The 23,253-nt window shown below is 68.6% G+C and carries 20 protein-coding genes; 12 read left to right on the forward strand and 8 right to left on the reverse strand.

Annotated elements, in window-relative coordinates; genetic code table 11:
* Positions 1 to 95 precede the first annotated feature (95 nt).
* Positions 96 to 1,235 (forward strand): hypothetical protein, encoded by a 1,140-nt coding sequence (locus VV02_RS02845; RefSeq protein WP_157063244.1) that lies wholly within the window; start codon positions 96 to 98, stop codon positions 1,233 to 1,235.
* Positions 1,236 to 1,338: 103 nt separating this feature from the next.
* Here the strand turns inward: VV02_RS02845 and VV02_RS02850 are convergent, their stop codons facing one another.
* From VV02_RS02850 to VV02_RS02860, 3 genes are read right to left on the reverse strand one after another with little or no spacing between them, the layout of a single operon-like run.
* Positions 1,339 to 2,118, reverse strand: coding sequence for a PIN domain-containing protein (locus VV02_RS02850; protein ID WP_052589665.1), 780 nt, complete (start codon positions 2,116 to 2,118; stop codon positions 1,339 to 1,341).
* Positions 2,119 to 2,126: 8 nt separating this feature from the next.
* Entirely contained in the window at positions 2,127 to 2,555 is a 429-nt protein-coding gene (locus VV02_RS02855; protein WP_052589667.1) for a hypothetical protein, read from the reverse strand.
* A 36-nt stretch (positions 2,556 to 2,591) separates the two neighbouring features.
* Positions 2,592 to 3,518 carry a DMT family transporter gene (locus VV02_RS02860; RefSeq protein ID WP_052589669.1) on the reverse strand — a complete coding sequence of 309 codons (927 nt, stop codon included), beginning with the start codon at positions 3,516 to 3,518 and terminating at the stop codon, positions 2,592 to 2,594.
* On the opposite strand from VV02_RS02860, the gene VV02_RS02865 reads away from it, so the two are divergent.
* The 4 genes from VV02_RS02865 (at position 3,517) to VV02_RS02880 (ending at position 8,516) form a co-directional block, all read left to right on the forward strand.
* Positions 3,517 to 4,923 (forward strand): aminotransferase-like domain-containing protein, encoded by a 1,407-nt coding sequence (locus VV02_RS02865; RefSeq protein WP_052589672.1) that lies wholly within the window; start codon positions 3,517 to 3,519, stop codon positions 4,921 to 4,923. The genes VV02_RS02860 and VV02_RS02865 overlap by 2 nt on opposite strands.
* Positions 4,924 to 5,152: 229 nt before the next feature.
* The gene (locus VV02_RS02870; protein ID WP_052596471.1) at positions 5,153 to 5,563 is read left to right on the forward strand and encodes a Fur family transcriptional regulator; all 411 of its coding nucleotides are present in this window, start codon (positions 5,153 to 5,155) and stop codon (positions 5,561 to 5,563) included.
* A gap of 29 nt (positions 5,564 to 5,592) precedes the next feature.
* Positions 5,593 to 7,824 (forward strand): catalase/peroxidase HPI, encoded by a 2,232-nt coding sequence (gene katG, locus VV02_RS02875; protein ID WP_052589674.1) that lies wholly within the window; start codon positions 5,593 to 5,595, stop codon positions 7,822 to 7,824.
* Positions 7,825 to 7,973: 149 nt separating this feature from the next.
* On the forward strand, positions 7,974 to 8,516 hold the full coding sequence (locus tag VV02_RS02880; protein WP_052589676.1) for a C40 family peptidase: 543 nt from the start codon (positions 7,974 to 7,976) through the stop codon (positions 8,514 to 8,516).
* A 2-nt stretch (positions 8,517 to 8,518) separates the two neighbouring features.
* On the opposite strand, the gene VV02_RS02885 is transcribed toward VV02_RS02880, so the two are convergent.
* Together VV02_RS02885 and VV02_RS02890 are read right to left on the reverse strand one after the other, a co-directional pair.
* Positions 8,519 to 9,241 carry a nucleotidyltransferase domain-containing protein gene (locus VV02_RS02885; protein WP_052589678.1) on the reverse strand — a complete coding sequence of 241 codons (723 nt, stop codon included), beginning with the start codon at positions 9,239 to 9,241 and terminating at the stop codon, positions 8,519 to 8,521.
* 3 nt (positions 9,242 to 9,244) lie between these two features.
* Complete coding sequence (locus tag VV02_RS02890; RefSeq protein ID WP_052589680.1) at positions 9,245 to 14,782, reverse strand: ATP-binding protein; 5,538 nt, start codon at positions 14,780 to 14,782, stop codon at positions 9,245 to 9,247.
* A 217-nt stretch (positions 14,783 to 14,999) separates the two neighbouring features.
* Here VV02_RS02890 and VV02_RS02895 point away from each other — a divergent pair, with 217 nt between their 5' ends.
* Positions 15,000 to 15,800: an ArsR/SmtB family transcription factor gene (locus VV02_RS02895; RefSeq protein WP_052589681.1), complete on the forward strand. Its 801-nt coding sequence runs from the start codon at positions 15,000 to 15,002 to the stop codon at positions 15,798 to 15,800.
* On the opposite strand, the gene VV02_RS02900 is transcribed toward VV02_RS02895, so the two are convergent.
* Positions 15,780 to 16,994 (reverse strand): FAD-dependent oxidoreductase, encoded by a 1,215-nt coding sequence (locus VV02_RS02900; RefSeq protein WP_052589683.1) that lies wholly within the window; start codon positions 16,992 to 16,994, stop codon positions 15,780 to 15,782. The genes VV02_RS02895 and VV02_RS02900 overlap by 21 nt on opposite strands.
* 73 nt (positions 16,995 to 17,067) lie before the next feature.
* On the opposite strand from VV02_RS02900, the gene VV02_RS02905 reads away from it, so the two are divergent.
* Positions 17,068 to 17,550: a MarR family winged helix-turn-helix transcriptional regulator gene (locus VV02_RS02905; protein WP_052589685.1), complete on the forward strand. Its 483-nt coding sequence runs from the start codon at positions 17,068 to 17,070 to the stop codon at positions 17,548 to 17,550.
* Here VV02_RS02905 and VV02_RS02910 read toward each other — a convergent pair.
* Entirely contained in the window at positions 17,538 to 18,182 is a 645-nt protein-coding gene (locus tag VV02_RS02910) for a class I SAM-dependent methyltransferase (protein ID WP_052589686.1), read from the reverse strand. The two genes, VV02_RS02905 and VV02_RS02910, sit on opposite strands and share 13 nt — an antisense overlap.
* Before the next feature lie 44 nt (positions 18,183 to 18,226).
* Here VV02_RS02910 and VV02_RS02915 point away from each other — a divergent pair, with 44 nt between their 5' ends.
* Genes VV02_RS02915 through VV02_RS02935 form a run of 5 tightly spaced genes read left to right on the forward strand, consistent with a single transcriptional unit; the run spans position 18,227 to position 22,416 of the window.
* The gene (locus VV02_RS02915; protein ID WP_052589688.1) at positions 18,227 to 19,717 is read left to right on the forward strand and encodes a carboxylesterase/lipase family protein; all 1,491 of its coding nucleotides are present in this window, start codon (positions 18,227 to 18,229) and stop codon (positions 19,715 to 19,717) included.
* A 25-nt stretch (positions 19,718 to 19,742) separates the two neighbouring features.
* Positions 19,743 to 20,213 (forward strand): helix-turn-helix domain-containing protein, encoded by a 471-nt coding sequence (locus tag VV02_RS02920; RefSeq protein WP_052589689.1) that lies wholly within the window; start codon positions 19,743 to 19,745, stop codon positions 20,211 to 20,213.
* A gap of 29 nt (positions 20,214 to 20,242) precedes the next feature.
* Positions 20,243 to 20,569 carry a HepT-like ribonuclease domain-containing protein gene (locus VV02_RS02925; protein WP_342667861.1) on the forward strand — a complete coding sequence of 109 codons (327 nt, stop codon included), beginning with the start codon at positions 20,243 to 20,245 and terminating at the stop codon, positions 20,567 to 20,569.
* The gene (locus VV02_RS02930; RefSeq protein WP_052589692.1) at positions 20,569 to 21,423 is read left to right on the forward strand and encodes a carbohydrate kinase family protein; all 855 of its coding nucleotides are present in this window, start codon (positions 20,569 to 20,571) and stop codon (positions 21,421 to 21,423) included. The genes VV02_RS02925 and VV02_RS02930 overlap by 1 nt, the downstream gene beginning before the upstream one ends.
* 33 nt (positions 21,424 to 21,456) lie before the next feature.
* Complete coding sequence (locus VV02_RS02935; protein WP_052589694.1) at positions 21,457 to 22,416, forward strand: SDR family NAD(P)-dependent oxidoreductase; 960 nt, start codon at positions 21,457 to 21,459, stop codon at positions 22,414 to 22,416.
* Positions 22,417 to 22,492: 76 nt separating this feature from the next.
* Here VV02_RS02935 and VV02_RS02940 read toward each other — a convergent pair whose 3' ends face one another.
* Positions 22,493 to 23,008 carry an FBP domain-containing protein gene (locus tag VV02_RS02940; RefSeq protein WP_052596473.1) on the reverse strand — a complete coding sequence of 172 codons (516 nt, stop codon included), beginning with the start codon at positions 23,006 to 23,008 and terminating at the stop codon, positions 22,493 to 22,495.
* Positions 23,009 to 23,253 lie beyond the last annotated feature (245 nt).

Genomic DNA, 23,253 nt, shown 5'->3' on the forward strand with positions numbered 1-23,253 from the left:
CGACGGTTCGGCCGTCCACCGACCCGCGGAGAAGGTCGACCCGGGCGACCCAACTCGCCTTGGCCCCTCGCTAGCGTTCGGACCGTGTTCTGCGCATGAGTGTGGAATCGAAAGCCATGACAGGGGAACTGATGACCAGCGCACGGATTCGTCGACGCCTCCGACCCGCGGGCCTACAGGGGATCGCCGCGGCAGGCGTCGTCCTACTGGCTCTGGCCGCATGCGGCAGCGACGGCGGCCAGGCGGGAAATGGAACGCGGACTGTGACGAAGACGGTGGCTCCGTCGTCAGCCACCGATCCCGGCGCCGCCCCGACAGCTCTCACAGGTTCTTGGGCCGCTCATCCCGGCCAGGCCGATGAGGTTCAGAAAAAGCTCATCGCGAAGGGCTACGAGTGCACCAAGCACTCGGACACCGCAGCCGATCTTCGGCTGTGTTCGAAGTCGGCGACGTACAAGGCTCGGGACCAGTTCGAGCACGACCGCGTCATCGGATCTAGCATTCGTTTCCTGTCGGACAGCAAGGGCACGGTGTTGCTGGCGAACCTCCAGTCGTCTGAGGCTGGAAGGGACGACCCACTCGATGAAATGGCTGGAGCTGTGTTGCCGCCATCCGACGCCGCTGTCTTCTCAGCCGACGGAGCGACGCTGATCTGGGGTTCTGTGAAGAATGGAACCAACACCGTTTTGAAGGTCAAGGGCTGGGAATCCACGACGCGATACACGCCGGAGTACAAGCCGATTGCAATGACCAAAGAGCAGGCGCTCCCCTTGCTGCAAGGCGCTAAGCTAAATTGCCACTTCACCTCGGCGACCGCGGTCGACAACCTCCAGGGTCTCGATTGCACCGACCCAAGGCTGAAGAACAATGACTTCCTTGACGCCGGCGATGCATCTGTCTCAATCCCGGACGACGGCCGAGGAATCGACGGCATAGGGGCCGTGGTCGAACTGGACTACAACGCGGACCTGGACGGTACACGTATTCGCCCGGTGGGCCCTCTGCTATCCAAGGCCGCCGCAGCCCTCCGGGACCCAGGCATCAAGGGCGCTGTCGATTGGGCGAAGCGGCACTTTGACGGAGTGGCTCACTCCGCCTACGTAGGTCAGTGGCTCGTCTCCACTGAGCTCCACGAAGGGGCTAGCTTCAAGGTCCGCATCACCGGTGAGCAGCCGAACCTCGGCATCGTCGACGAGGGAGCGGACGACAGAGCGGACCCATCGAGCACCGACTGAACGCGTTCTCACGGCTCGAGGTGGGGCCCGTTGCGCCCAACCCAGAGGCGGCGAACTTGCCAACTAACCCCGTTGCCCCTCAAACCTACTCGCGGCAATCCCGTCAGCGCTCAAGCTCGGGACCGCGCTCTCGTCCGATTGCCGGCCCCTGGGTGTACGCCGTGGGCAGGTCCGACGGGGTAGGTCCCTCACGGTGGGCGCGTGCGACGCGTTCGGTCGTGGAGCCGGGGCGCTCGAGCTCGCTCAGCCGTGAAGTTGCGGATTGCCCTGGTGTCAAACCTGATTGGGCGACCTTGTCGCTGCGCTGAGCCGGCGGCACCACGGCGTTCAGGTGCTCGGCGAACGGCTTCAGGTCGTGCAGGCGGGCCATCTTCTCGATCAGGGCCGGCATCGTGTTCGGCTCACGGTCGGTTCGGCTGATCATCTCGTTCATCGCCGCGAGGACTGGTTCAGGGCGTTCATTGAGCAACTTGCTCAGGAAGACCGACGTCCGCTCGACTCGAATCGCATTGCGCCCGCTGGTCGGTGGATCGAAGTCCTTGACGTTCTCGGTCACCAGCGTGGTCGACTCCGAGTGCACGGCGGCTGCGAGGACGTGCTTGTCCTTCGCATCGGCTCGCATCTCAGGAATCAGATGCTCGTAGTCCGTCACCATGGCAAGCGGAAAGACCTCGTTCATCCGATCGAGTCGTCGGTCGATGGCCGCCTCCGACAGTCCAGATGGACGATTCCGGCGCACTTCGTTCAGCACCTCTTGTGACCATCGCGGCTCAAGGACGTTGTGGTCAGCCAGGGTGAGGAATATGTCTGTCTGCTGGTACCCGCGCAGGACATTCGCGTCCAGAAATGTTGCGTCCAAGGAATCCTGCGTCGGCGCGGGCATAGTGGCCCCTACCGGGCCGTGTCGTCATCGGAGGACGAGTCGTCGTAGTCCGACTCGCTGAGCATCTCGTTGAGACGAGTGTGGCGCTCTGATCTGCGCCGCTCGTCGAACTGCAGGACATCCTCGAGCTTTACCCATTCGCTGTACTTGTCTGCGCGGAAAGGGAATTCGTCCCTGGCCGCGTAAGCCCGCAGATCACGGCGGCGCATCCCGATTGCTCCAGCCGCTTCGTCGATCGGGAGCTCGAGACGTAGCGCCGTGACCTTCGCGGCGAGTCCTCGCTCCATCGCCGCTTCGACGAACTCCATGGCTGCGTAGGCAGCCTCTGAGATGTTCCGCCGCGTGCCGTCGGGGCCGATCAGAGCAGGCCCATCGACAGACTGGGCGCCCTCCTCTGCGGGCAGGAAGACCTCGAACTGGCTCGCGACAACGTCCATGCTCACGACCGTACTCAACACGTGACCCGTGAGGAGTCAGAGCCGACCGCGCTGCCGCACCTTCACGGCCGCACCAGCAAACACGACAACCACCAGACCGCCGAGAACCGTTGCCACCGTGAGCTTTTCGTCCAAGAGCAGGGCCGCCCACGAGATCGTCAGGACGGGCTGCACGAGCTGAACCTGGCTCACCTGCGCCATCGGTCCGATGGCCAGGCCGCGGTACCACGCGAAGAAGCCGAGGAACATGCTGACGACCCCGAGGTACGCGAACGCCCACCACTGCGTGGCCGTCGCCGCCGGGGCGTCCCGGGCGACGGAAACGAGGGCAAGGGCGAGCATCACCGGCGCGCACAGCAGCAACGCCCACGACACCGTCTGCCACGAGCCGAGCTCGCGGGCGAGCAGCCCGCCCTCGGCGTACCCGATGGCGGCGGCGATGACCGCGCCGAACAGCAGCAGGTCCGACCAGCTCACGTGCCCGAGCCCGCCCGACTGCGCCGACGCGAAACCCATGGCCGCCGCAGCGCCCAGCCCGGCGACGATCCAGAACGTCACCGGTGGCCGCTCGTGGCCGCGGATGACGGCCATCGCGGCGGTCGCGGCCGGGAGCAGGGCGATGACGATGGCGCCATGGCTGGCGGGAGAGGTGGTGAGGGCGTACGACGTGAGTAGTGGAAAGCCCATCACGACACCGCCGCCGACGACCGCGAGCCGCGCCCACTGCCGCCGATGAGGCATTCGCTGTCGGGTGACGGCGAGGGCGACAGCGGCGAGCGCGGCGGCGACCAGGGCGCGGGCTGATCCGATGAACAGGGGCGACAGGCCGCCCACTGCGATGCGGGTGAAGGGGATCGTGAAGGAGAATGCGACCACTCCGAGCAGTCCCCAGAGGAGGCCGGCGCGACGCGGGGTCGATAGCACCGCGGGGCGAGAGAGCGTAGCGCTACTGTTGCCTGTCATGAATAACGATAGCAGTGCGCGTATCGCCGCCGGTCTTCGCGAGTGGCTCCGCACTGCGCCGGCTGGTTCGCGCCTGCCGTCCACTCGCTTCCTCGTCGCGCAGCACCAGGCCAGCCCGGTCACGGTCCAGCGAGCGCTGCGAGAGCTCGCCCAGGCGGGCCTCGTCGAGACCCGCCCGGGCGTGGGGACGTTCGCCAGGTCCGTACGCGCCGCGCGGCCCGCGGACTACGGGTGGCAGACGGCGGCCTTGCGCTCGCCACGCGCCCGTCCGCGCCCGGCGTCCGCTGCGATGCGCGACGCGCCCAACGACGTCATCGCCCTGCACTCCGGTTACCCGGATCGAGAGCTGCTGCCCGAGCGACTGGTGCGCTCCGCTCTCACCCGGGCGGCTCGCGGAGTCTCAGCCCTGTCGCGACCGCCCGCAGTCGGCCTGCCCGAGCTTCAGGCGTGGTTTGCGCACGAGCTCGGCGAGTCCGGCCTGGACAGCATCAGCTCACCCGCGGCGAGCGATGTCATCGTCCTTCCCGGCAGTCAGAGCGGCCTCAGCTCGATCTTCCGCGCCCTCGTGCCCGGCGGTCAGCCGCTGCTCATGGAGTCCCCGACCTACTGGGGTGCGATTGCTGCTGCTGCACACGCCGACGTACGCGTGGTGCCGGTCCCGTCCGACGCGCACGGTCCCGATCCTGCCGAGCTCGACCGCGCCTTCGACGAGACGGGGGGCCGGGTCTTCTACGCGCAGCCGACGTGGGCGAATCCGACTGGAGCGCAATGGAGTTCAGCGCGCGCGGCCGAGGTGCTGGACGTCGTACGAGCTCGCAAGGCCTTCCTGGTCGAGGACGACTGGGCGCACGACTTCGGCATCGCCGCCACGCCTCGACCCGTCGCCGCTCACGACGACGCGGGCCACGTCGTCTACGTCCGGTCGCTCACCAAGAGCGTGTCTCCGGCCCTGCGAGTCGCGGCGGTGATCGCTCGAGGGCCGGCTCGTGAGCGCATCCTGGCCGACCGCAGCGCTGACTCGATGTACGTCAGTGGGGTCCTGCAGGCGGCCGCCCTCGACGTCGTCACCCAGCCCGCGTGGCAGACCCACCTGCGTGGCGTACGTCAGCAGCTGCGCGACCGTCGCGACCTCCTGGTGCGCAGCCTGGGCGAGCACGCCCCGCAGGCGCATCTCGACGCAGTGCCCACGGGCGGCCTGAATCTGTGGGTGCGGCTGCCCGACGCCACCGACCTCGACCTGCTGGCCGAGCGCTGTGAGCGGGCGGGCCTGCTGGTGGCACCCGGCAATGAATGGTTCCCCGCTGAGCCGGCGGGCGCGTACCTGCGCCTCAACTACTCGGGCCCCAACCCGTCGGCCTTTGCTCGCGGCGCGCGCATCCTCGGCGAAGCCCTCGATCGACCGTGAGCCAAGGTGACGCCTGACTGTCGGGCGGGCGCCTGACCGACCAGTGAGCGCAAACGGTCTGTAGCCCAGGGCCTCGAGGGCCGATCGCGCGCACTGAGCGGCCACTCAGCGCCAGTAGCGCGCAGTGAGTCGTCACTCAGTCGGGGCGGCGTGGCCACAAGCTCGGACAACTCTTGACTAAGTCCAGAAAACGCGTGAGGGTGGTCGCGTGACGACGGGGTACGAGGACATGCTGCGGGGGGCGGGCCTGCGCGTCACGCGGCCGCGCTCAGCCGTCCTCGACGCCCTTCGGGCAGAGCCTCACTCCGACAGCAGCGCCGTTTTCGGCGCGGTCCGCACCCAGCTCCCCGCCGTCTCCCGCCAGGCGGTCTACGACTGCCTCAACGCGTTGGCCGACGCCGGTCTCGTACGCCGGATCCAGCCCGCCGGGTCGACGGCCCGTTACGAGCTGCGCGTCGGCGACAACCATCACCACCTGGTCTGCCGGTCGTGCGGAGTCGTCGTCGACGTCGACTGCGCGGCGGGCGAGGCGCCGTGCCTCGACGCCATCGACCCACACGGCTTCCAGGTCGACGAGGCCGAGGTCATCTACTGGGGACAATGCCCCGACTGCGCCACCACAGTCCGTACCAATCCTTAACAGTTCCAGCGGTTTACGAAAGGTCATTGATGTCGGTCAACGAAGAATTGGACAGCACCACCGAGCTCGGGGAGATGAACGAGGACTCGGCAGACGGCGGCAAGTGCCCCGTCATGCACGACCTCATCCAGCCGACTCAGGGTGACGCCAACCAGCAGTGGTGGCCCAATCGCCTCAACCTCAAGATCCTCGCCAAGAACCCTGCCGTCGCCAACCCGCTCGGCGACGAGTTCGACTACGCGAAGGCGTTTGAGGCCCTTGACCTCGCCGAGGTCAAGAAGGACATCACCGAGGTGCTGACCACCTCGCAGGAGTGGTGGCCGGCCGACTTCGGTCACTACGGCCCGCTGATGATCCGCATGGCGTGGCACAGCGCTGGCACCTACCGGATCAGCGACGGTCGCGGTGGTGCAGGTGGCGGCCAGCAGCGCTTCGCCCCGCTCAACAGCTGGCCCGACAACGGCAACCTCGACAAGGCCCGCCGCCTGCTGTGGCCGGTCAAGAAGAAGTACGGCAAGGCGCTGTCCTGGGCCGACCTCATGGTGCTGACCGGCAACGTCTCGCTGGAGTCGATGGGCTTCAAGACCTTCGGCTTCGCCGGTGGCCGCGTGGACAACTGGGAGCCGGACGACGACGTCTACTGGGGCTCGGAGACCACCTGGCTCGGAGACAAGCGCTACACGGGGGAGCGCGATCTGGAGACGCCCCTCGCGGCGGTCCAGATGGGCCTGATCTACGTCAACCCGGAGGGCCCCAACGGCGAGCCCGACCCCGCCAAGGCGGCCGTCGACATCCGCGAGACGTTCCGCCGTATGGCGATGAACGACGAGGAGACCGTCGCGCTGATCGCTGGTGGCCACACCTTCGGCAAGACCCACGGTGCGGCCGATCCGGAGCCGCACGTCGGACCGGAGCCCGAGGGTGCGCCTCTCGAGGAGGGCGGCCTCGGCTGGAAGAACAGCTATGGCACCGGCAAGGGCAACGACGCGATCACCAGTGGCATCGAGGTCATCTGGACGCCCACGCCGATCGCCTGGGACAACACGTTCTTCGAGACGCTCTTCAACAACGAGTGGGAGCTGACCCAGAGCCCGGCCGGGGCTCACCAGTGGCAGCCCAAGGACCCGGCCAAGGCCGGCGTCGCGCCGGATCCGCACGAGGCGGGCAAGACGCGCGTCCCCAACATGCTCACCACCGACCTTGCCCTGCGGGTCGACCCGGCGTACGAGACGATTTCGCGCCGCTTCCTGGAGCACCCGGACGAGCTCGCGGACGCGTTCGCCCGTGCGTGGTTCAAGCTGACGCACCGTGACATGGGTCCGAAACCGCGCTACCTCGGTTCAGAGGTGCCGGCCGAAGAGCTCATCTGGCAGGACCCGGTGCCGGCAGCCGACGGCCCGGTCATCGAGGCGGCGGACGTTGCTGACCTCAAGACCCGCATCCGCGCGACGGGTCTCACCCCCGCGCAGCTGGTGTCGACGGCCTGGGCATCGGCCTCGACCTTCCGTGGCAGCGACAAGCGAGGCGGCGCCAACGGTGCGCGCATTCGCCTTGAGCCGCAACGCAACTGGGAGGTCAACAACCCGACCGAGCTCGCGACGGTCCTGCAAAAGCTCGAGGCTGTCCAGCAGGACTTCAATAGCGGTGCCAAGAAGGTCTCGCTGGCCGACCTCATCGTCCTCGCCGGTGGCGTGGGCGTCGAGAACGCGGCCAAGGCGGCCGGCGCCACGGTCGAGGTGCCCTTCACGCCGGGTCGCACCGACGCGACCCAGGAGCAGACCGATGTCGACTCCTTCGAGCCGCTCGAGCCGCGGGCCGATGGGTTCCGCAACTACGAGCGCACGGACAACGGACTGCCGGCGGAGTACGCCCTGCTCGACCGGGCCAACCTCCTCACCCTGAGTGCGCCCGAGCTGACGGTCCTCGTCGGTGGACTTCGCGTGCTCGGCGCCAACAGCGGTGGTTCGCAGACCGGTGTCTTCACCGACAAGCCCGGTCAGCTGACCAACGACTACTACGTCAACCTGCTCGACCTCGGCACGACGTGGTCGCCTGCCAACGGCACCGACTCGTACGCCGGCAAGGGTGCTGCGGGGCAGTCGTGGACCGGCAGCCGCGCCGACCTCGTGTTCAGCTCGAACTCCGAGTTGCGTGCAGTAGCAGAGGTTTACGCGAGCGATGACGCCAAGGAGAAGTTCGTCACGGACTTCGTCGCGGCGTGGGTCAAGGTCATGAACCTCGACCGGTACGACCTGGTCTAGTTGCTCCAAAGGGGTGCCGAGGGTGAGCGATGGCTCACCCTCGGCACCCCTTCGCATGTGCCCGCCGAATGGGCACGCAGAGCTGATGCCGCACTTTCCCGACGGCTGAGACGTTGTCGAGACACTGAGAACCGTCCCCAGGGGGTGCGATGGCTCCGAAGTGGCAGGCAGCGGTATTGGTTGCTGGCGTCGTGTGCGTCGTCGGAGTGGGCGCAGGCGTCGTCTACTCCGCGGTCCATGAGGACCCTGAGCCCTGCGTGGTCCGAGGCTTTGCGAGCCCGCCCGCTCAGCGCGCCATCAAGAGCGCCTGTGCCGAGCTGGACGCCAAGCGGCCGTACGTCTGGGGCGGCGGCCACGGTCGAGCACCCGGTGCCAGCGGCGGCGGCTTCGACTGCTCGGGGCTCATGCGGTGGGCGTGGTACCGATCGACCGGTGTCGACTACGGGCCGGATCCCACGCGCACTCAAGGACAGGCGATGGTGCGGCACGGATTCGCCGCGCTCGCGGATCCGCACAACGACGACGCCTATCGGCCAGGAGACGTGATCGTCTGGCGCGGTCACACAGCGATGGTCATCGGCGACGGGTTGATGGTGCAGGCCGAGAATGGTCACGCGGGGCTGACGGTGAAGTCGATCTCCACGCAGGACGAGCAGGCAGTGACGGGTGTCTTTCGCTACAGCCGCGCGTGACGCTAGCGCCCGACCTTCAGCGCGGCGATGGTTCGGCCGACGTCGCGCCGGGCCGCGCTCGCCTCACGGACCGGGCGTCGCCGAGTAGCGACACCGATGCGGCGAGCGGCAATGGACCGGATGACCTGCTCAGGCGCCTGGATCTGCCCCATCGCCTCGGACTTGGTGATGAGCTCGGCCGTACGCCACGTGTGCCGCGCCCGTGCCATCGAGAGCAGAGCGAGGTCGCTGATCATCACGTCCCGGAAGATCCACGGACGGCGGTACGCCCAGCTCCAGTAGCCATCGAGCTCACTCTTGATCGCCCGGCGAACGTCGGAGTCGCTCATCGCGGGCAGTACGTCTGCGGGCGGCCGGCCCTTCAGGGCGAAGCCATGTCGGACCAGCTCGGCCCGCCCGATGCCGGACAGCGGACGTTGGATCAGCCGGCCGTGCGTCCAGGTCGGATGAGCCAAGGCAACGTCCGGGGCGACCGTCTCGGGGACGTAGACGCAACCGAGGTTGGCGCCGCGTCCGACGCCGCCGTCGAGTTCCTGGTGCCAGCGTCGAAGGGTCGTTCGTTGCTCTACCGTGACGACGCCCTCCGTGATGACGACGAGGTCGAGGTCACTCACGCCCGGCAGATAGTCACCCGTCGCGACCGAGCCGCCCACCCAGAGGTCCGTCGCCCAGTCGACCGTGTCGACCAGTCGCGCGAACTCCTCGAGCGGACGCGGCGTGCTCACCCGCTAGTGCGCAGGACTCGACGGGGAAGCGCTCTCGTCGAGAACGGCGATGATCTTGGGCCGTAGGTCGGCGGCCGCGATCACCTCGTCGACCGAGCCGACCTCGACCGCGCGGTGGATGTTGTGGACGCCGTCGAACTCCGCAGCGACCTCACTGATCTTCTCGGCGCGCACGCTCGTGCGCAGATCGGCCAGGTCGGCTGTGAGCTTGACGTGGTCGCCACCCGAGGACGCGTTGAGCCGTGTCTCGAGCTCCTTGACCCGCGGGTCATCGGCGGTCCGGGCGTCGACGTCACGGGCGAACACGACCGCCGCGGCCGGCGCCCCGCCGAGCACGGAAGCGTACGAACCCTCGACGGCAAGCACCGTCATCTGAGGGTTCAGCGCCTTGGAGAAAACGACGAATGCCCCTCCGTGGTAACGGGATACGACGACAAACACGATCGGTCCGTCGAAGTTGACGATGGCCCGGCCGATCTCTGCGCCGTACTCCAGCTGCAGGTTGCGCATCGAGTCCGGTGACCCGTCGAAACCGGACAGGTTGGCCAAGACGACGAGTGGCCGGTTGCCCGATGCGGCGTTGATGGCGCGTGCGGCCTTCTTGGACGACCGGGGGAACAGCGTGCCCGCGGTGTAGGTGTCCGGGCCGTCCGTGGGCGGGAACCCGCGACGTGGCACCGTCCGCGACTCGATGCCGAGCAAGCAGACCGGGGTGCCGCCCAGATGGGCGTCCCAGACGACGGCCGTCTCGGCGTCGGCCATGCCGGCCCACCGTTCGAGCGCGGTGTGGTCCTGGTCGACGACCGAGCGCATCAGGGTGCGGATGTCGAACGGCTTCTTGCGGTCCGGGTTGGTGGTGCGCGAGAAGATGTCGCCGACCGTCGTGAACTCACTGCCCTCGATGACGTGCGGGAAGGCCGTGACGTCCCGGTCCGCCGGGTCGGTGGTGGTCGTACGCCGTGGGCCGCTCTCCCCGGGTGCCGCGTAGCTGTGCTCGTAGTGGGCCATCACGATGTCGCGCGCGCCGGCGAGGTTGGGTGCCCAGTACTGAGCCTGACCGTTGGGTCCCATCACCCGGTCGTAGCCGCCGATGCCGTAGTTGTCCTCGGCGCTGACCCCACCGGAGAAGTCGAGCGACTGCTTGCCGGTCAGCACCATGGCGCTGTCCGGGGTCATCACGAGGATGCCCTTGGTGTGCATGAGCATCGTGGCCTCGGCGTTCCAGTAGGGCTGGGCACCGACATTGATCCCAGCCACGACGATGTTGATCTCGCCGCCGGCCTGGGTGAACTCGATGATCCGCTTGAGGCCGCGCGCCACCCAGTCCATGTTCTCGGTGCCGGAGTCCATCGCGATCCGGGCGCCGGCCGACAGCGAGTACCACTCGACCGGTACGCCCAGCTGCTCAGCGAGATCGATGGCCGCGACGATCCGGGAGCACTCCGGCTCCGAGACGGCACCGAGTGCCTTCGTCGGGTCGCCGCAGAGCAGGACGCGTGTGACGCCCTCGGGGTGCAGCGTGGTGGGCGTCGACACGGTCCCGACGATGATCCCGGCCTTGTTGTGGCCGTACGGACGGTCGACCGGGACGAGTCGACCGGCGTCGTCGAGGTCGTACTCGGTCGCTTTCCCGCGGCGACCGGCGACGAACGACACGAGCTCGTACGGGTACACCATGCCTCGCCGCCGTGCCCGCTGGACCTTCTCGGCGTACTCGTCCAACGGAGCGAGTCGCTCGGTGGGCGGCTCCTCGATGGACGTCTCGACACCCGAGCCGGGCTGACCGACGAACCGGGTGACGATCGGCACCACGTTGCCGGACGGGTCGACGACCCGGCCCTGCACGACGACTTCTTCAACCGCCGCACCGGCCGAGAGCGGCGCGATCTTGGACCGCAGCGCCGTCAGCTGCTCCAGCGGCGCCTCGACCACCGGCCAGAGCTGGACCCAGACCTGGTTGGCGTCCAGCCGCCCAGCGCTCGCGCCGAGTGCGGACCGGCCGCGGCGGATGGCTTCCAGACCGTTGGCGACCGCCCGCTCGACGTGTGGAAGCGAGGTGACCGTGCCGTTCTCATCGCGTACGACAGACACCTGTCGTACCTGGATCATCGCGATGAGCCGCTGATCTGACGGGTTGTCCGTGGCCGTGCAGTGGTAGAGCAGGACGTCCTCGGGCGCGCTGAGACGCTCGACCTCGAAGTTGCGCAGGCGCCACAGATTGAGTCGCCGGCCGACCATCGGGTGCACGCCTCGCACCAGGCGGTCCTCGGACATGCCGCCGTCCTCGTCCGGACGGAAGGTGAAGTAGCCCACCGGGCCCGACCCGGTCGTACAGACGGCAACAGCCACGCGACGCGCATCCGAGTTGATCCCGAGCGCGGCCAACCGCTGCGCGAGGTCCGCGGAGACCTGATCGGCGTCCTCCGGCGCGTCCGGCCAGGAGAGGTAGAGGTCGACGACGGCTTGCTGCTCGTCGCCACGGCGGCCGAGCCGGGTGGCGATGCCCTGGGCGAGCGCCGTGCCCGCAGCGAGCTCATCGTTGAGTCCGACCGTGGACACCAGATGGGTCGGCCGGCCATCCAGCACGTAGTCGGCGAGCGCGAACGGACGGCCGCCGACGGACTCCTCACGGACGTGGTCGAGGTCGTACTCCAGATAGTGCCGTCGGATGAGCACCTCGAGCATCGGCTCGTTGTCCGGTACGCCGTCGAGCAGTCGCTCGGACAGGAACCGGACGATCTGCTCAGGGATCGCGGCGAGCGTGGCGATCCGCTCCGACCGGTCCGCCACGTGCGGATCGGCCGCCAGCGCGGCCACCTGCTCCCGCGCTTCGGCGAGGACTCCGGCTCGGTCCACGTCGACGGCCGGCTGGTCGAACCACGCGAAGCGGACGCTGCGCGCGAGATCGGCGAGGACCGGGAAGCGGCGTTGGGTGGATCGCGCCAGGCGAGTGAGCGCTTCGTGGCTCAGCTCGGCGTCGTCGGCGACCGGCGCCGGCTCCCGGCTCCACTGTCGAAGGATGCCGGTACCGATGGCCACGTCGGGAGCGCTGTGCGCCTGGGTGAGGAAGATCCGGAAGACCGCTTCCTCCAGCTCGGGAGTGCGGTCGAGGCTGTCGATCCCGTAGTGGCGCAGGACGCGTAACAGCTTGGTACGGAACGACTCTGGGAGCTTTGCTCGATCGGCGTCGAGGCTCTGCAGGTAGGTGTGGAAGTGCTCGCGCGGGCTGTGCACCGCGAGCTCGGTGTGGTCCTCGTCCGACGCCGGCCGGTTGCGGCTGAGGTCGGCGAAGTCGGCCAGGATGTCCAGCAGGGTGATGGCGCCGGTGAGGGAGTGCTGCCCGCCGGCGACCATCTCTTCGCGTGCCGTGAGGTAGGCGGCCAACGGGCCGCCGTTGTCGGACTCGTCCGTGTCATAGCCGAGCAGCGTTGCAGCGAGGTCGGCCTGTGCGCGTGCGAGGCGTCCCTCGGAAGTGCTCGCGGCCGCAGCCGCGTTCGGGAGGCCGAGGTCGACCGTCGGCGCGGAGGAGGCGGGCTGGTCGGCGCCGTCGTCATCGCCGGTGGGCTCAAGTCGTACGAGTGGCGCGCCCGTCGCGACCTGGCTACCCACGCTCACGAGGAGCTCACGGACCGTCGCGGCGTAGGGCGCCGGCAGCACCGTCTCCATCTTCATGCTCTCCAGCACGACGACCGCAGCACCGGCCTCGACGACATCGCCGACCGCGACCGGTGTCGCGACCACGAGTGCCGGCGCCGGCGACCGCAGGACACCGCCCTCGTCGTGACTCACCCGGTGCATGACGCCGTCGACCTCGACCAGGTAGACCGGCCCGTGGGTGGCCGACAGCACACGGTGAGTCGTGTCGCCGATGCTGATCCGGGCCGCGTTCCGGTCCAGACGTTCGACGACCGCCTCGACCACTGAGCGCTCACCGTCAGGGCAGACCACCGTGACGCGGAAGCGCTCCGGACCGACCTGCAGGACGGTGACGGCGTAGGTGGCGCCACGCAGCTTGAGCTCGACCGGGCGGCCCACGGCGTGCTGGACCTGCGGCCGGCCACCGCGCGCCGTCTCCAGCAGCCGGGTGCGCTCGACCGCTTCCACCTCTTCGTACGCCTCGATGCCCGCCATCACGAGGGCGGCACCGCTGTGTCGGGTCGAGACCAGGGCGCCCTCGCCGCGGACCCGGTCGATCCAGCCGGTGTCGGCGCTGCCGTCGATGACCTCGGGCTGGTCGAGGAGGTCGAGGATGAACGACTTGTTGGTCGCGCCGCCGTCGATCAGGACCCGCGTCTCACTCATCGCGCGCCGCAGCCGCGCGAGGGCCTCGTCACGGGTGGCGCCGTACGCGATGATCTTGGCGATCATCGAGTCGAAGTCGGCCGGGATCGTGTCGCCTTCGCTGACGCCGGTGTCCACGCGGATCCCCGGGCCGGCGGGCAGCACGAGCAGGTCGATGTGGCCCGGGGCCGGTGCGAAGTCACGGTCGGGGTCCTCGGCGTTGAGCCGTGCCTCGACGGCGTGCCCGACCTCGATGGGGCGCTCGCCCTCCAGCCGTCCGCCGCCGGCGACCCGCAGCTGGAGCTTGACCAGATCGGTGTCGGTCGTGACCTCGGTGATCGGGTGCTCGACCTGCAGCCGGGTGTTGACCTCGAGGAAGGCGAACGTGCCGTCGCCGGGCTGGAAGAGGAACTCCACCGTGCCGGCTCCGGCGTAACCCACTGCGACGGCGAGACGCTCGGCGCTGTCCTTGAGTAGCTGCGCCTGCTCGGGCGTCATGACCGGCGAGGACGACTCCTCGATGACCTTCTGGTTGCGCCGCTGGATCGAGCAGTCCCGGACACCGATCGCCCACGCCGTGCCCTGGCCATCGGCAATGACCTGGACCTCGACGTGCCGGGCTCCGGTCACGAGCTTCTCGAGGAAGACGACGCCGGACCCGAAGGCCCGCTGCGCCTCCTCGCGGGTGCGTTCGTACGCGTCCGCCAGCTCCGCGTCCGACGTCACCTTGCGGATGCCGCGCCCACCGCCGCCGGCGGTCGCCTTGAGCATGAGCGGGTAGCCGATCCGGGCGGCCGCCTCGGTGGCGTCCGCGAGGGTGTCGACTCCGCCGCGACTCCAGGGCGCGACCGGGACACCGACCTCTTCGGCGATGAGCTTGGACCCGATCTTGTCGCCCAACCGGCGCATCGCCTCGGGGCTCGGTCCGATGAACGTGACGTCGAGACGCGCGCACAGCTCGGCAAAACCGGGGTCCTCGGCGACGAAACCCCAGCCGACCCACGCGGCGTCGGCACGCGTGTCGACGAGAGCGCGCTCGAGGACGGCGTAGTCGAGGTAGGGGCGATTCGAGGCCGGACCGAGGTCGTACGCGTGGTCGGCCTCGCGCACGAACATCGCGTGCCGCTCGCCTTCGGTGTGCAGTGCGACCGTCTCGATGCGGTGACCGTTGAGGCCGGCCGCGGCGTTGAGATCGCGTACCGCATGGATGAGCCGCATGGCGGCCTCGCCTCGGTTGACGATGGCGATGCGCGAGAACATGCGGGTCACTCCTGGTCAGTCGGACAGCACGTGATGGCCAGAGGAACCCCCAGCCGTTCGGAGCCTGCCATCAAAGGTGGGTGACACGCGAGTAGTCCATGACTGCACGTCCGATCCGAAACCTTGTAGGAATCCGCACATCGTTGACGTGCAGCCAGATGGCTGCCTATGGTGATCGGGCAGCCGCGGGGCTGCCTGACCGGAAGGGGCCTTCGAGGTGGCTGACGTCTTCAGGGCACTCGCCGACCCGAGCCGCCGCCGGCTGCTGGACCGGTTGCATGCCGACAACGGTCAGACGCTCGCATCACTGTGCGCCGGGCTCGACATGGCACGGCAGTCCGTGAGCAAGCACCTGGCCGTCCTGGAGGACGCCGGGTTGGTCACCACACGTCGCCACGGCCGCGAGAAGTTCCACTACCTCGATGCCGGCACGCTGCACACCATCGCGATGCGGTGGCTCAGCAAATATGACCAGGCGCGCGCCGACGCCCTGCACGACCTGACCTCTGCACTGGAAGGAAAACCCATGACTACCAACGCTTTTGCCTACACGACCTACATTCGGAGCACTCCCGAAAAGGTCTGGCGGGCACTCACTGAGCCCGCCTTCACGAAGCGCTACTGGGGCGCGGAGCTCAAGTCGGACTGGACGCCGGGCGCGCCGATCGGGTGGACCCGGCAGGGCACCGAGTTCTCGCCCGACGACTCGCAGCAGGTCGTGCTCGAGGCCGATCCCTACCGCGTGCTGGCCTACACCTGGCACGCCATCACACCCGAGTTCGCGAAGGTCATTGGCGTGGACGAGGAGGAGCGGGCCCGGCTCGACGGCGAGTCGCGGTCGAAGGTGCGCTTCGAGATCGAGGACCAGGGCGAGCTCGTCCAGCTGCGAGTCCTGCACGACGGGTTCGACGAAAGCAGCTCGATCCTGCCCGGCATCTCCGAAGGCTGGCCGGCCATCCTGTCCAGCCTCAAGACCCTGCTCGAGACCGGCGAGGTCCTACCCGAGCCCAGCAGCTGATGCCGCTGTCACCTTCTCGTCCCAGTCGATGTGGTGCTTCCACATGAACTCGTTCGGGTCGTCGACGACCGGCTTCTTGAACGCGTGCGTGAGGTAGAGGTCCCGGATCAGCCGGCCGACTGGACCGATGACCTTTCCGTCGCCGTTGTGCTTGCCTTGCGCGACCACCGCTTCGACGCGCTCGCGCCGCAGACCTTCGTACGTCGCTAGCGCCTGCTCGTGGTCCGGCACGTCGCGCAGGCAACGGGCCAGCGTGACGGCATCCTCGATCGCCATGCCGGCGCCCTGTCCCGCCGACGGTGAGGTGGCGTGCGCGGCGTCTCCGATGATCACCATCCGACCGTTGCGCCATGTCGGGACCGACGGATAGTCGTACGTCGCCCACGGCGCATAGATCTCGGGCGTCACCTCGACGATCGCCGCTGCCGGCGTCTTGTCGACCTTCAACAAACTGACGAGCTCGGCGCGCCACCGCTCGCCGACCAGACCGGACAGGTCTGACTCGGTCGGCTCCTTCTTCCGGGGGACGTTGGCGAACCACCAGACCGAGCCGTCCGGGTGGACGACGTGGCAGAAGAACACGCGCTTGCCGAAGACCATATTCATCACGCCCGGCTCGTCGTCCAGCGCCAGACCGTGAGCGAAGCCGCCGGTGTTCAGCAGCGGGACGTAGCGCGGCGAGGGCGCGTCCGGGTCGATGATCTGGCGGACGCGCGAGCGCAGTCCGTCTGCCCCGATCAGGAGATCGCCGGTGGCGTACGAGCCGTCGGCGAACTCCGCTCGGACCTCGTCGGCGGTCTGACTCGCGCCGATCAGCCGCTTGCCGTACTCCGCTGGGATGCCCCGACGCGCGGCCTCATCGCGGAGTGCGACGTACAGGTCCGACCGCAGCACCGTCACGGTGGTCGTGCCGTCCGGAAGCGGCCCGCCGAGCGGGAACTCGGCCAGCCGGCGGCCGTTGCCGAGCGACATCGTCATCCGCGGTGTCTCGAATCCCAGGCCGCTGACCAGGTCCTTCAGCCCGAGCGGGGCGATGGCGTCGAGCCCGTTCACCGCCAGGGTGAGGAAGGCTCCGACCCCGTCGGCGCCGCGGTCGTACGCCTCATAGAGCACCGGCTCATGCCCGGTCTCGTGCAACGCGATCGCTGTGAGCGTGCCGGCGATGCCGCCTCCGGCCACCAGTATCTTGGTCATGTCCTTCTCCCCGTCGAATATCTGCGAACTAGTTAGTTCGATCGAACTAAAGAGTGCGCCGAGAGTGGGTGCCATGTCAAGCAAGCGCGCGACGCTGATCGACGACGTGCTGGCCAAGTCCAGGGAGCTGTCGACCGAGACGGTCATGTTCCACACCGCGATCGCTGAGAAGCGCGGCCTGTCGGCGGTGGAGAGCAAGATCTGCGACTACCTGGCCCGCCTCGGGCCGTTGACGCCCAAGGACCTCGCCGAGTTCTCCGGCCTCGCGCCGGCATCGGTGACCGCGCTGACCGGTCGGCTGGAGAGCAAGGGCCTCATCAAGCGCAAGCCGCACCCGGACGATCGCCGCAAGGTGCTGATCGAGTTCGACATGACGGCAGTCGCGGCGGCCGCGCCGCTGTGGGATCACATCGTGGCCGCGACGACGCGTGCGTGTGAGCGCTACTCCGAGGAGCAGCTCGAGACCGTGATCGACTTCATCGGCCAGGCGATCGCCATCACGCACGAGTCCACGGCGATGATCACCGATCCCGAAGGCGCAGCTCAGAGTCGCTGAGCGATGAGATAGCCCTGGGGCTGCAGCTCGTCGGGCTCTTGAGGCTTGACCGCGGTGAAGACGACCTTGAAGCCCGCGTCGGTCACCATCTGCGCCATCTGCTCCGGTGCGTACCAGTAGATGTCGAAGTCGACACCGTACGCGCGCGCACCGCTGGCCCGCCGCAGCACGCCCTTGCCCATCTTGTAGCCCGTCGCCAGATAGCCACCCGGTCGTACGACGCGCGCCAGCTCACCGAACGCGCGGGGCCGGTCCTCGGGGTGGAGATACATCAGCGAGTACCAGCCGAGGGCGCCTGCCAAGGAGGCATCGACGTACGGCAGCTCACGCACGTCGGCCTCGTTGAAGGAGAAGCCGGGGTAGTCCCGTCGCGCACACCGGATCATCTCGGGGGACAGGTCGACGCCGCTCGGAGAGAGACCGAGTGAGGCGAGGTAAGGCGCGAGTCTGCCTGTGCCGCAACCGATGTCGCCGACCTCGGTGCCGAGGTCAGCCTCCATGATGAAGTCCCGGAACAGCCCGAGCACCGCTCGCTCGATCGGCATCTCGTCGATGATGTGCGCCAGGTGTTCGACGTACACCGGGGCCAGGACATCGTGCGCCTCGCGCAGCTCTTGGGTCTTCGCATCCACGCGCGCAGGCTAGGTGCGGGCACCGACAGGGCTACCGTCCTGACATGGACAGCGTCGTCACCACCGCAGCCGGCCGCCTCAGGGGTACGACGAGTGGTGGGGTCACGGCCTTCCTCGGCGTCCCGTACGCCGCCCCTCCCGTCGGCCCGGGCCTGTACGCCGCGCCCGCACCGGTCGAGCCGTGGGAGGGCACTCGCGATGCGACCGCGCTCGCACCGACGCCGCCCCAGCGGCCCTACCCTGCTCCGTTCGCCGCCCTCCTGCACAACCCGGTCGACATCGGACCGGACTTCCTCTCGGTCAACGTGTGGACGCCCGGCCCGGGCCCGGACGCACGTCTGCCGGTCATGGTCTGGATCCCAGGCGGCGCGTTCCTGCGGGGCAGCAACGCGATCCCGACGTACGACGGCACCGCCTTCGCGCGCGACGGCGTGGTTCTCGTCAGTGTCAGTTATCGCCTCGGTGCGCCGGGGTTCGCGGTGCTGCCGGACGCGCCCGACAACCGCGGCCTGCTCGACCAGATCGCTGCCCTGGAATGGGTGCGCGACAACATCGCGGCGTTCGGCGGCGACCCCGACAGCGTGACGATCTTCGGTGAGTCCGCGGGTGCGATGAGCGTCTTGTCGCTCCTCACGTCCCCGGCCGCGACGGGGCTGTTTCGGCGCGCGATCGCACAGAGCGGCTCTGCTCGTATAGCCGGCGCACGCGAGGACCTGTCTCTGCCGACCGCGGCGATGGCAAAGCATCTCGGGGTTGAAGCCACGGCGGCCGCGTTCGCGTCGGTCGACCTCGACAGGATGCTCGACGCACAATTCGAGACCGCGAATTCGATGCGCCAGCAACCCGATCCAGCGATCTGGGGACGCACGACCGTCGTCAACGGCGGCGGCATGATGCCGTTCTTCCCGGTGCTCGACGACACGGTCGTGCCGCAGGTGCCCGAGTCCGCGCTCGCCGCCGGCGTCGGGAGCGACGTCGATCTGCTGATCGGTACGACGACCGACGAGTTCCGCTTCTTCCTCGTCCCTCCCGGGCTCGCCGCGCTGATCGACGCCGATGGTCTGGCTGCGCTCGCAGCCCAGTACGGCTGGTCGAACGCCCTGGTCGAGGGCTACTCGGCCAACCGGCCGGATGCCGCTCCGGGTGACGTGTTTGCGACGCTCGTCACCGACTCCTACTTCAGGATGCCGTCGTTGCGCGCCGCTGATGCCCACGCATCGCGCGGGGGCAACACCTTCGCGTACGAATTCGCCTGGAGCACAACGCATCTCGACCTTCGCGCCTGCCATGCTCTCGAGCTGCCGTTCGTGTTCGACAACCTCGCGGCGAAGGGTGCGGACACGATGATCGGCCCCGATCCGGCGCCGCAACCGCTCGCGGACGCGATGCACGCGGCGTGGGTCGCGTTCGCGCGCGCCGGTGATCCCGGCTGGCAGTCGTACGACACGGCGAAGCGAGCGGTGCAGGTCTTCGATCACCCGGCCGTCGGCGTACAGCTCGACCCCCGCGGTGATGAGCGCCAGCTCTGGCCATAGTGATGCATCGAGTTATCATGACCGCATGGCGGCGCCTGAGCGTTCTCCCGGAGCCGACCTGCGCAGGGCGCGGGTCGGCGCTGGTCTGAGCCAACGCACGCTCGCTGGCCGTTCCGGGGTCGCTCAGCCCCACATCGCCCGCATCGAGGCCGGCCACACGCAGCCGACGCCATCAACGATCGAACGGCTCATGCGAGCGCTGCAGCCACGCCCGTCCGAGTCGCTGCACTCACACGTCGACGAGGTCAGGGACCTTGTCCGCCGCCACCGAGGCACCGGCCAGGTGAAGGTCTTCGGATCGATCGCTCGTGGTGAGGACCGTCCGGACTCCGACGTCGACCTGCTCGTCGAGTTCGAGAGTGGGGCCGACCTCTTCGACGTCATGGCGCTCGAGGTCGACCTCACTGAGCTGCTGGGTTGCCCGGTCGATGTCGTACCCGCGTCGGCGACAGGTCGGGTCGCGGCCCACGCTGCCAGGGACGCTGTGGCCCTGTGAGCGAGGACCGATCATCGCCGTCCGAGGTTGTGGAAGCGCTACGGCGTGCGCTGGCTCAGTGCCAACACATCACCGGTGTTGGACAGTCCCGATTCATGTCGGAGGACTTGGACGGTCAGGTGCTCCGTCTCGCCGGGGAGCGCCTCATCATCACGGTGCAGGCGGCTCTGGATGACCTGTCCATGCCGTTCCTCGATGCCAATGCTGATCTCCCGTTCCACCTCGTTCGCGGCATGCGCAACCGCCTCGCCCACGGCTATGACGACATCGATCCGGCCATCGTCTGGGCCACTCTTGCTGGACGTCTCCCTGACTTCATCGTGGAGGTCACGCGTCGACTCGAGGTCCAGAGCTGATGGCCGATGTCGTGGTGTGCGGGCCGGTGTCGTGGAACCAGATCGTCTACCTCGACGCGCTGCCCGACGCTCGGCCGCAGACGGTGCTTGCCCAGGACTCCTACGAGACGCTGGGCGGGACCTCGGCGGGCAAGGCGCTTCACCTTCACGACCGTGGCCGGTCGGTCCGGCTGCGCACGGTGGTCGGCGACGATGACACGGGCCGGCTCATCCTCGACGCGTTGGAGCGTGCGCACGTCCGGACGGAGCCGCTTTGCGTCGCAGGTCCGAGCGAGCGTCACCTCAATCTGATGACCCGAGAGGGCGAGCGCGTCTCCGTCTACCTCTCGACGCCCGCCGAGCCGCCACCGCTCGATGTCGAGACGCTGCGCGATGCGTGCGCGGTCGTGCTCGACCTGGCGCCGTGGACCCGCACGATCGCCGGCGGCCTGCAGCGAGGCGACCTTCCGGTCTGGACGGACCTGCACGACTACGACGGGTCGGCGGACTTCCACCGGCCGTTCCTCGAGGCCGCGACTCACGTCCTGCTCAGCGCGGACGCGCTGGACGGACCGGCCGACTTCTTGCATCGGCTCATCGACGATGGCGCCCAGCTCGGCGTCTGCACCTTCGGCGCCGACGGGGCGCTCGCGGTGGACGCCGCTCATCGGGAGTGGCGGGTGGCTGCGGTTCCGGTCGAACATCTCGCAGACACCAATGGTGCGGGCGACGCCTTCTTCGCCGGCCTCCTCGACGCGAGCCTCGACGGCCTCGACACGGGAGCGTGTCTCGAGGCCGCCGCCGCGCAGGCGGTCGTGGCGCTGCAGTCACGGCACCTCAGCCCGCTGATCGATGCGGCGGCGTACGACGCTTGACTTGGAGCGCGCTCGAACCTGCACGCTGAGTCCATGGCACAGACGGCAGAGCTCATCAGGACACCGTTCGGCGCAACCTCCACCGCAGCCGAGGTCGTGCAGGACGTCGATCTGAGCGGCAAGCGGGCGATCGTCACGGGAGGCGGATCCGGGATCGGCATCGAGACCGCCCGCGCCCTCGCCGGCGCGGGCGCCGACGTGACTCTTGCCGTGCGCCGCGTGGAGGCGGCCGAGGAGGTCGCGGCGGACATCCGTGCGACGTCCGGTAATCAGGCAGTGCACGTCGCGCCGCTCGAGCTCGTCGACCCGGCGAGCATCGCGGCATTCGCGGCGGCGTGGTCGGGGCCGCTGCACATCCTGGTCAACAACGCCGGTGTGATGGCGATCCAGGAGCTCACCCGCAGCCCTGGCGGTCAGGAGATGCAGTTCGCGACCAACCACCTCGGTCACTTCGCGCTCGCCCAGGCCCTGCACCCGGCGCTCGCCTCCGCCGGTGGAGCCCGCATCGTGTCGGTCAGCTCCAGCGGCCACCTGCGATCGCCGGTCGTGTTCGACGACCTCGACTACCGATTCCGCGTCTACGACCCGTTCGGTGCGTACGGGCAGGCGAAGACGGCCAACGTGCTGTTCGCCGTCGAGGCCACTCGCCGGTGGGAGGACGACGGGATCGTCGCCAACGCGCTCATGCCCGGCGGCATCTTCACCGCGTTGCAACGGCACGTTGGTGGGAGCGACTACATCGCGCAGGCGCGGGAGCGGTTCGCTGACGCGGGGGTTCACTTCAAGACGCCCGAGCAGGGCGCCGCGACCTCGGTGCTGCTGGCCGCGTCACCGCTGCTCGACGGCGTCGGCGGTCGCTACTTCGACGACTGCAACGAGGCCGTCGTCCTCACGGAGCGCACCGACCTGACGATCAGCGGCGTCGCGCCCTACGCGCTCGACCCGGCCAACGCCGAGCGGCTCTGGCAGGTCTCCCTCGACCTGACCACCTGAGCCGCCCGGCGTAGCCGCTCACAGACGTACGTCCTGGGCCGCGCGCGCTGGAACGCGCGCCGCCCAGGACGCAACGTCAGCTCTTGCTGGAGGTCTCCAGCACCGACGCGATGAAGCGGACTGACCGCTCACGCAGTCCGGCGATGCGACGGTCGGTGTACGCCGTGCGGTCGGCATCGTCGTCGCTGCCGACCTCGGAGACGGTCGGCTTGCGACGCACGTTGCGCGAGCACCCGAACTCGGTGCAGATCAGCGTGCCGATCGTGTTGCCACGGCGACCTGACGCGCCCGCGCGACGGGCGACGTACATGCTGACATTGCCCGTCTCGACCACGTCCTCGCACCAGGTGCACATCGCCCGGGCGCGGCGAGCGCCCTTGGCTGGGACGGTCGTCCGCAGCAGGATGCCGGTCGGCACGCCCTCGATCTCGACGACGGCGTACGACAGCGGCCGCTTCTCGTCGCACCAGCCGAGGTAGTCGAGCGCGTCCCAGTCCAGGGACGACAGGTCGGGCAGGGTCGCCTGGCTTGCCTCGCGGCGTGAGGCGTTGACGAAGCTCTTGCGAATCTCGTTCTCGTTCAAAGGGTTCATGACGTTGGACTCCATGGAGCAGCCGCTCGTGAGCGGCGGGATGGAGACCCATGCAGACCCGGCTGCGGGCAGACCGAAGCGGGGTCGATCAATGGGTCAGCTGAAGGTCGGTTTAACCGGCCTCCGCTGAGCAGGCCTGTACGGCCACCCCGCATCCTGCGGTGCCACTCAACATCCGCTTGCTCCTGGTTCGTCTCCGTGCGGAGCGTGTCAGGCACAGCTCCGCCGACCAGTGTGCCTGACCT

This window comes from Luteipulveratus mongoliensis (assembly GCF_001190945.1).
Lineage (GTDB): Bacteria > Actinomycetota > Actinomycetes > Actinomycetales > Dermatophilaceae > Luteipulveratus > Luteipulveratus mongoliensis.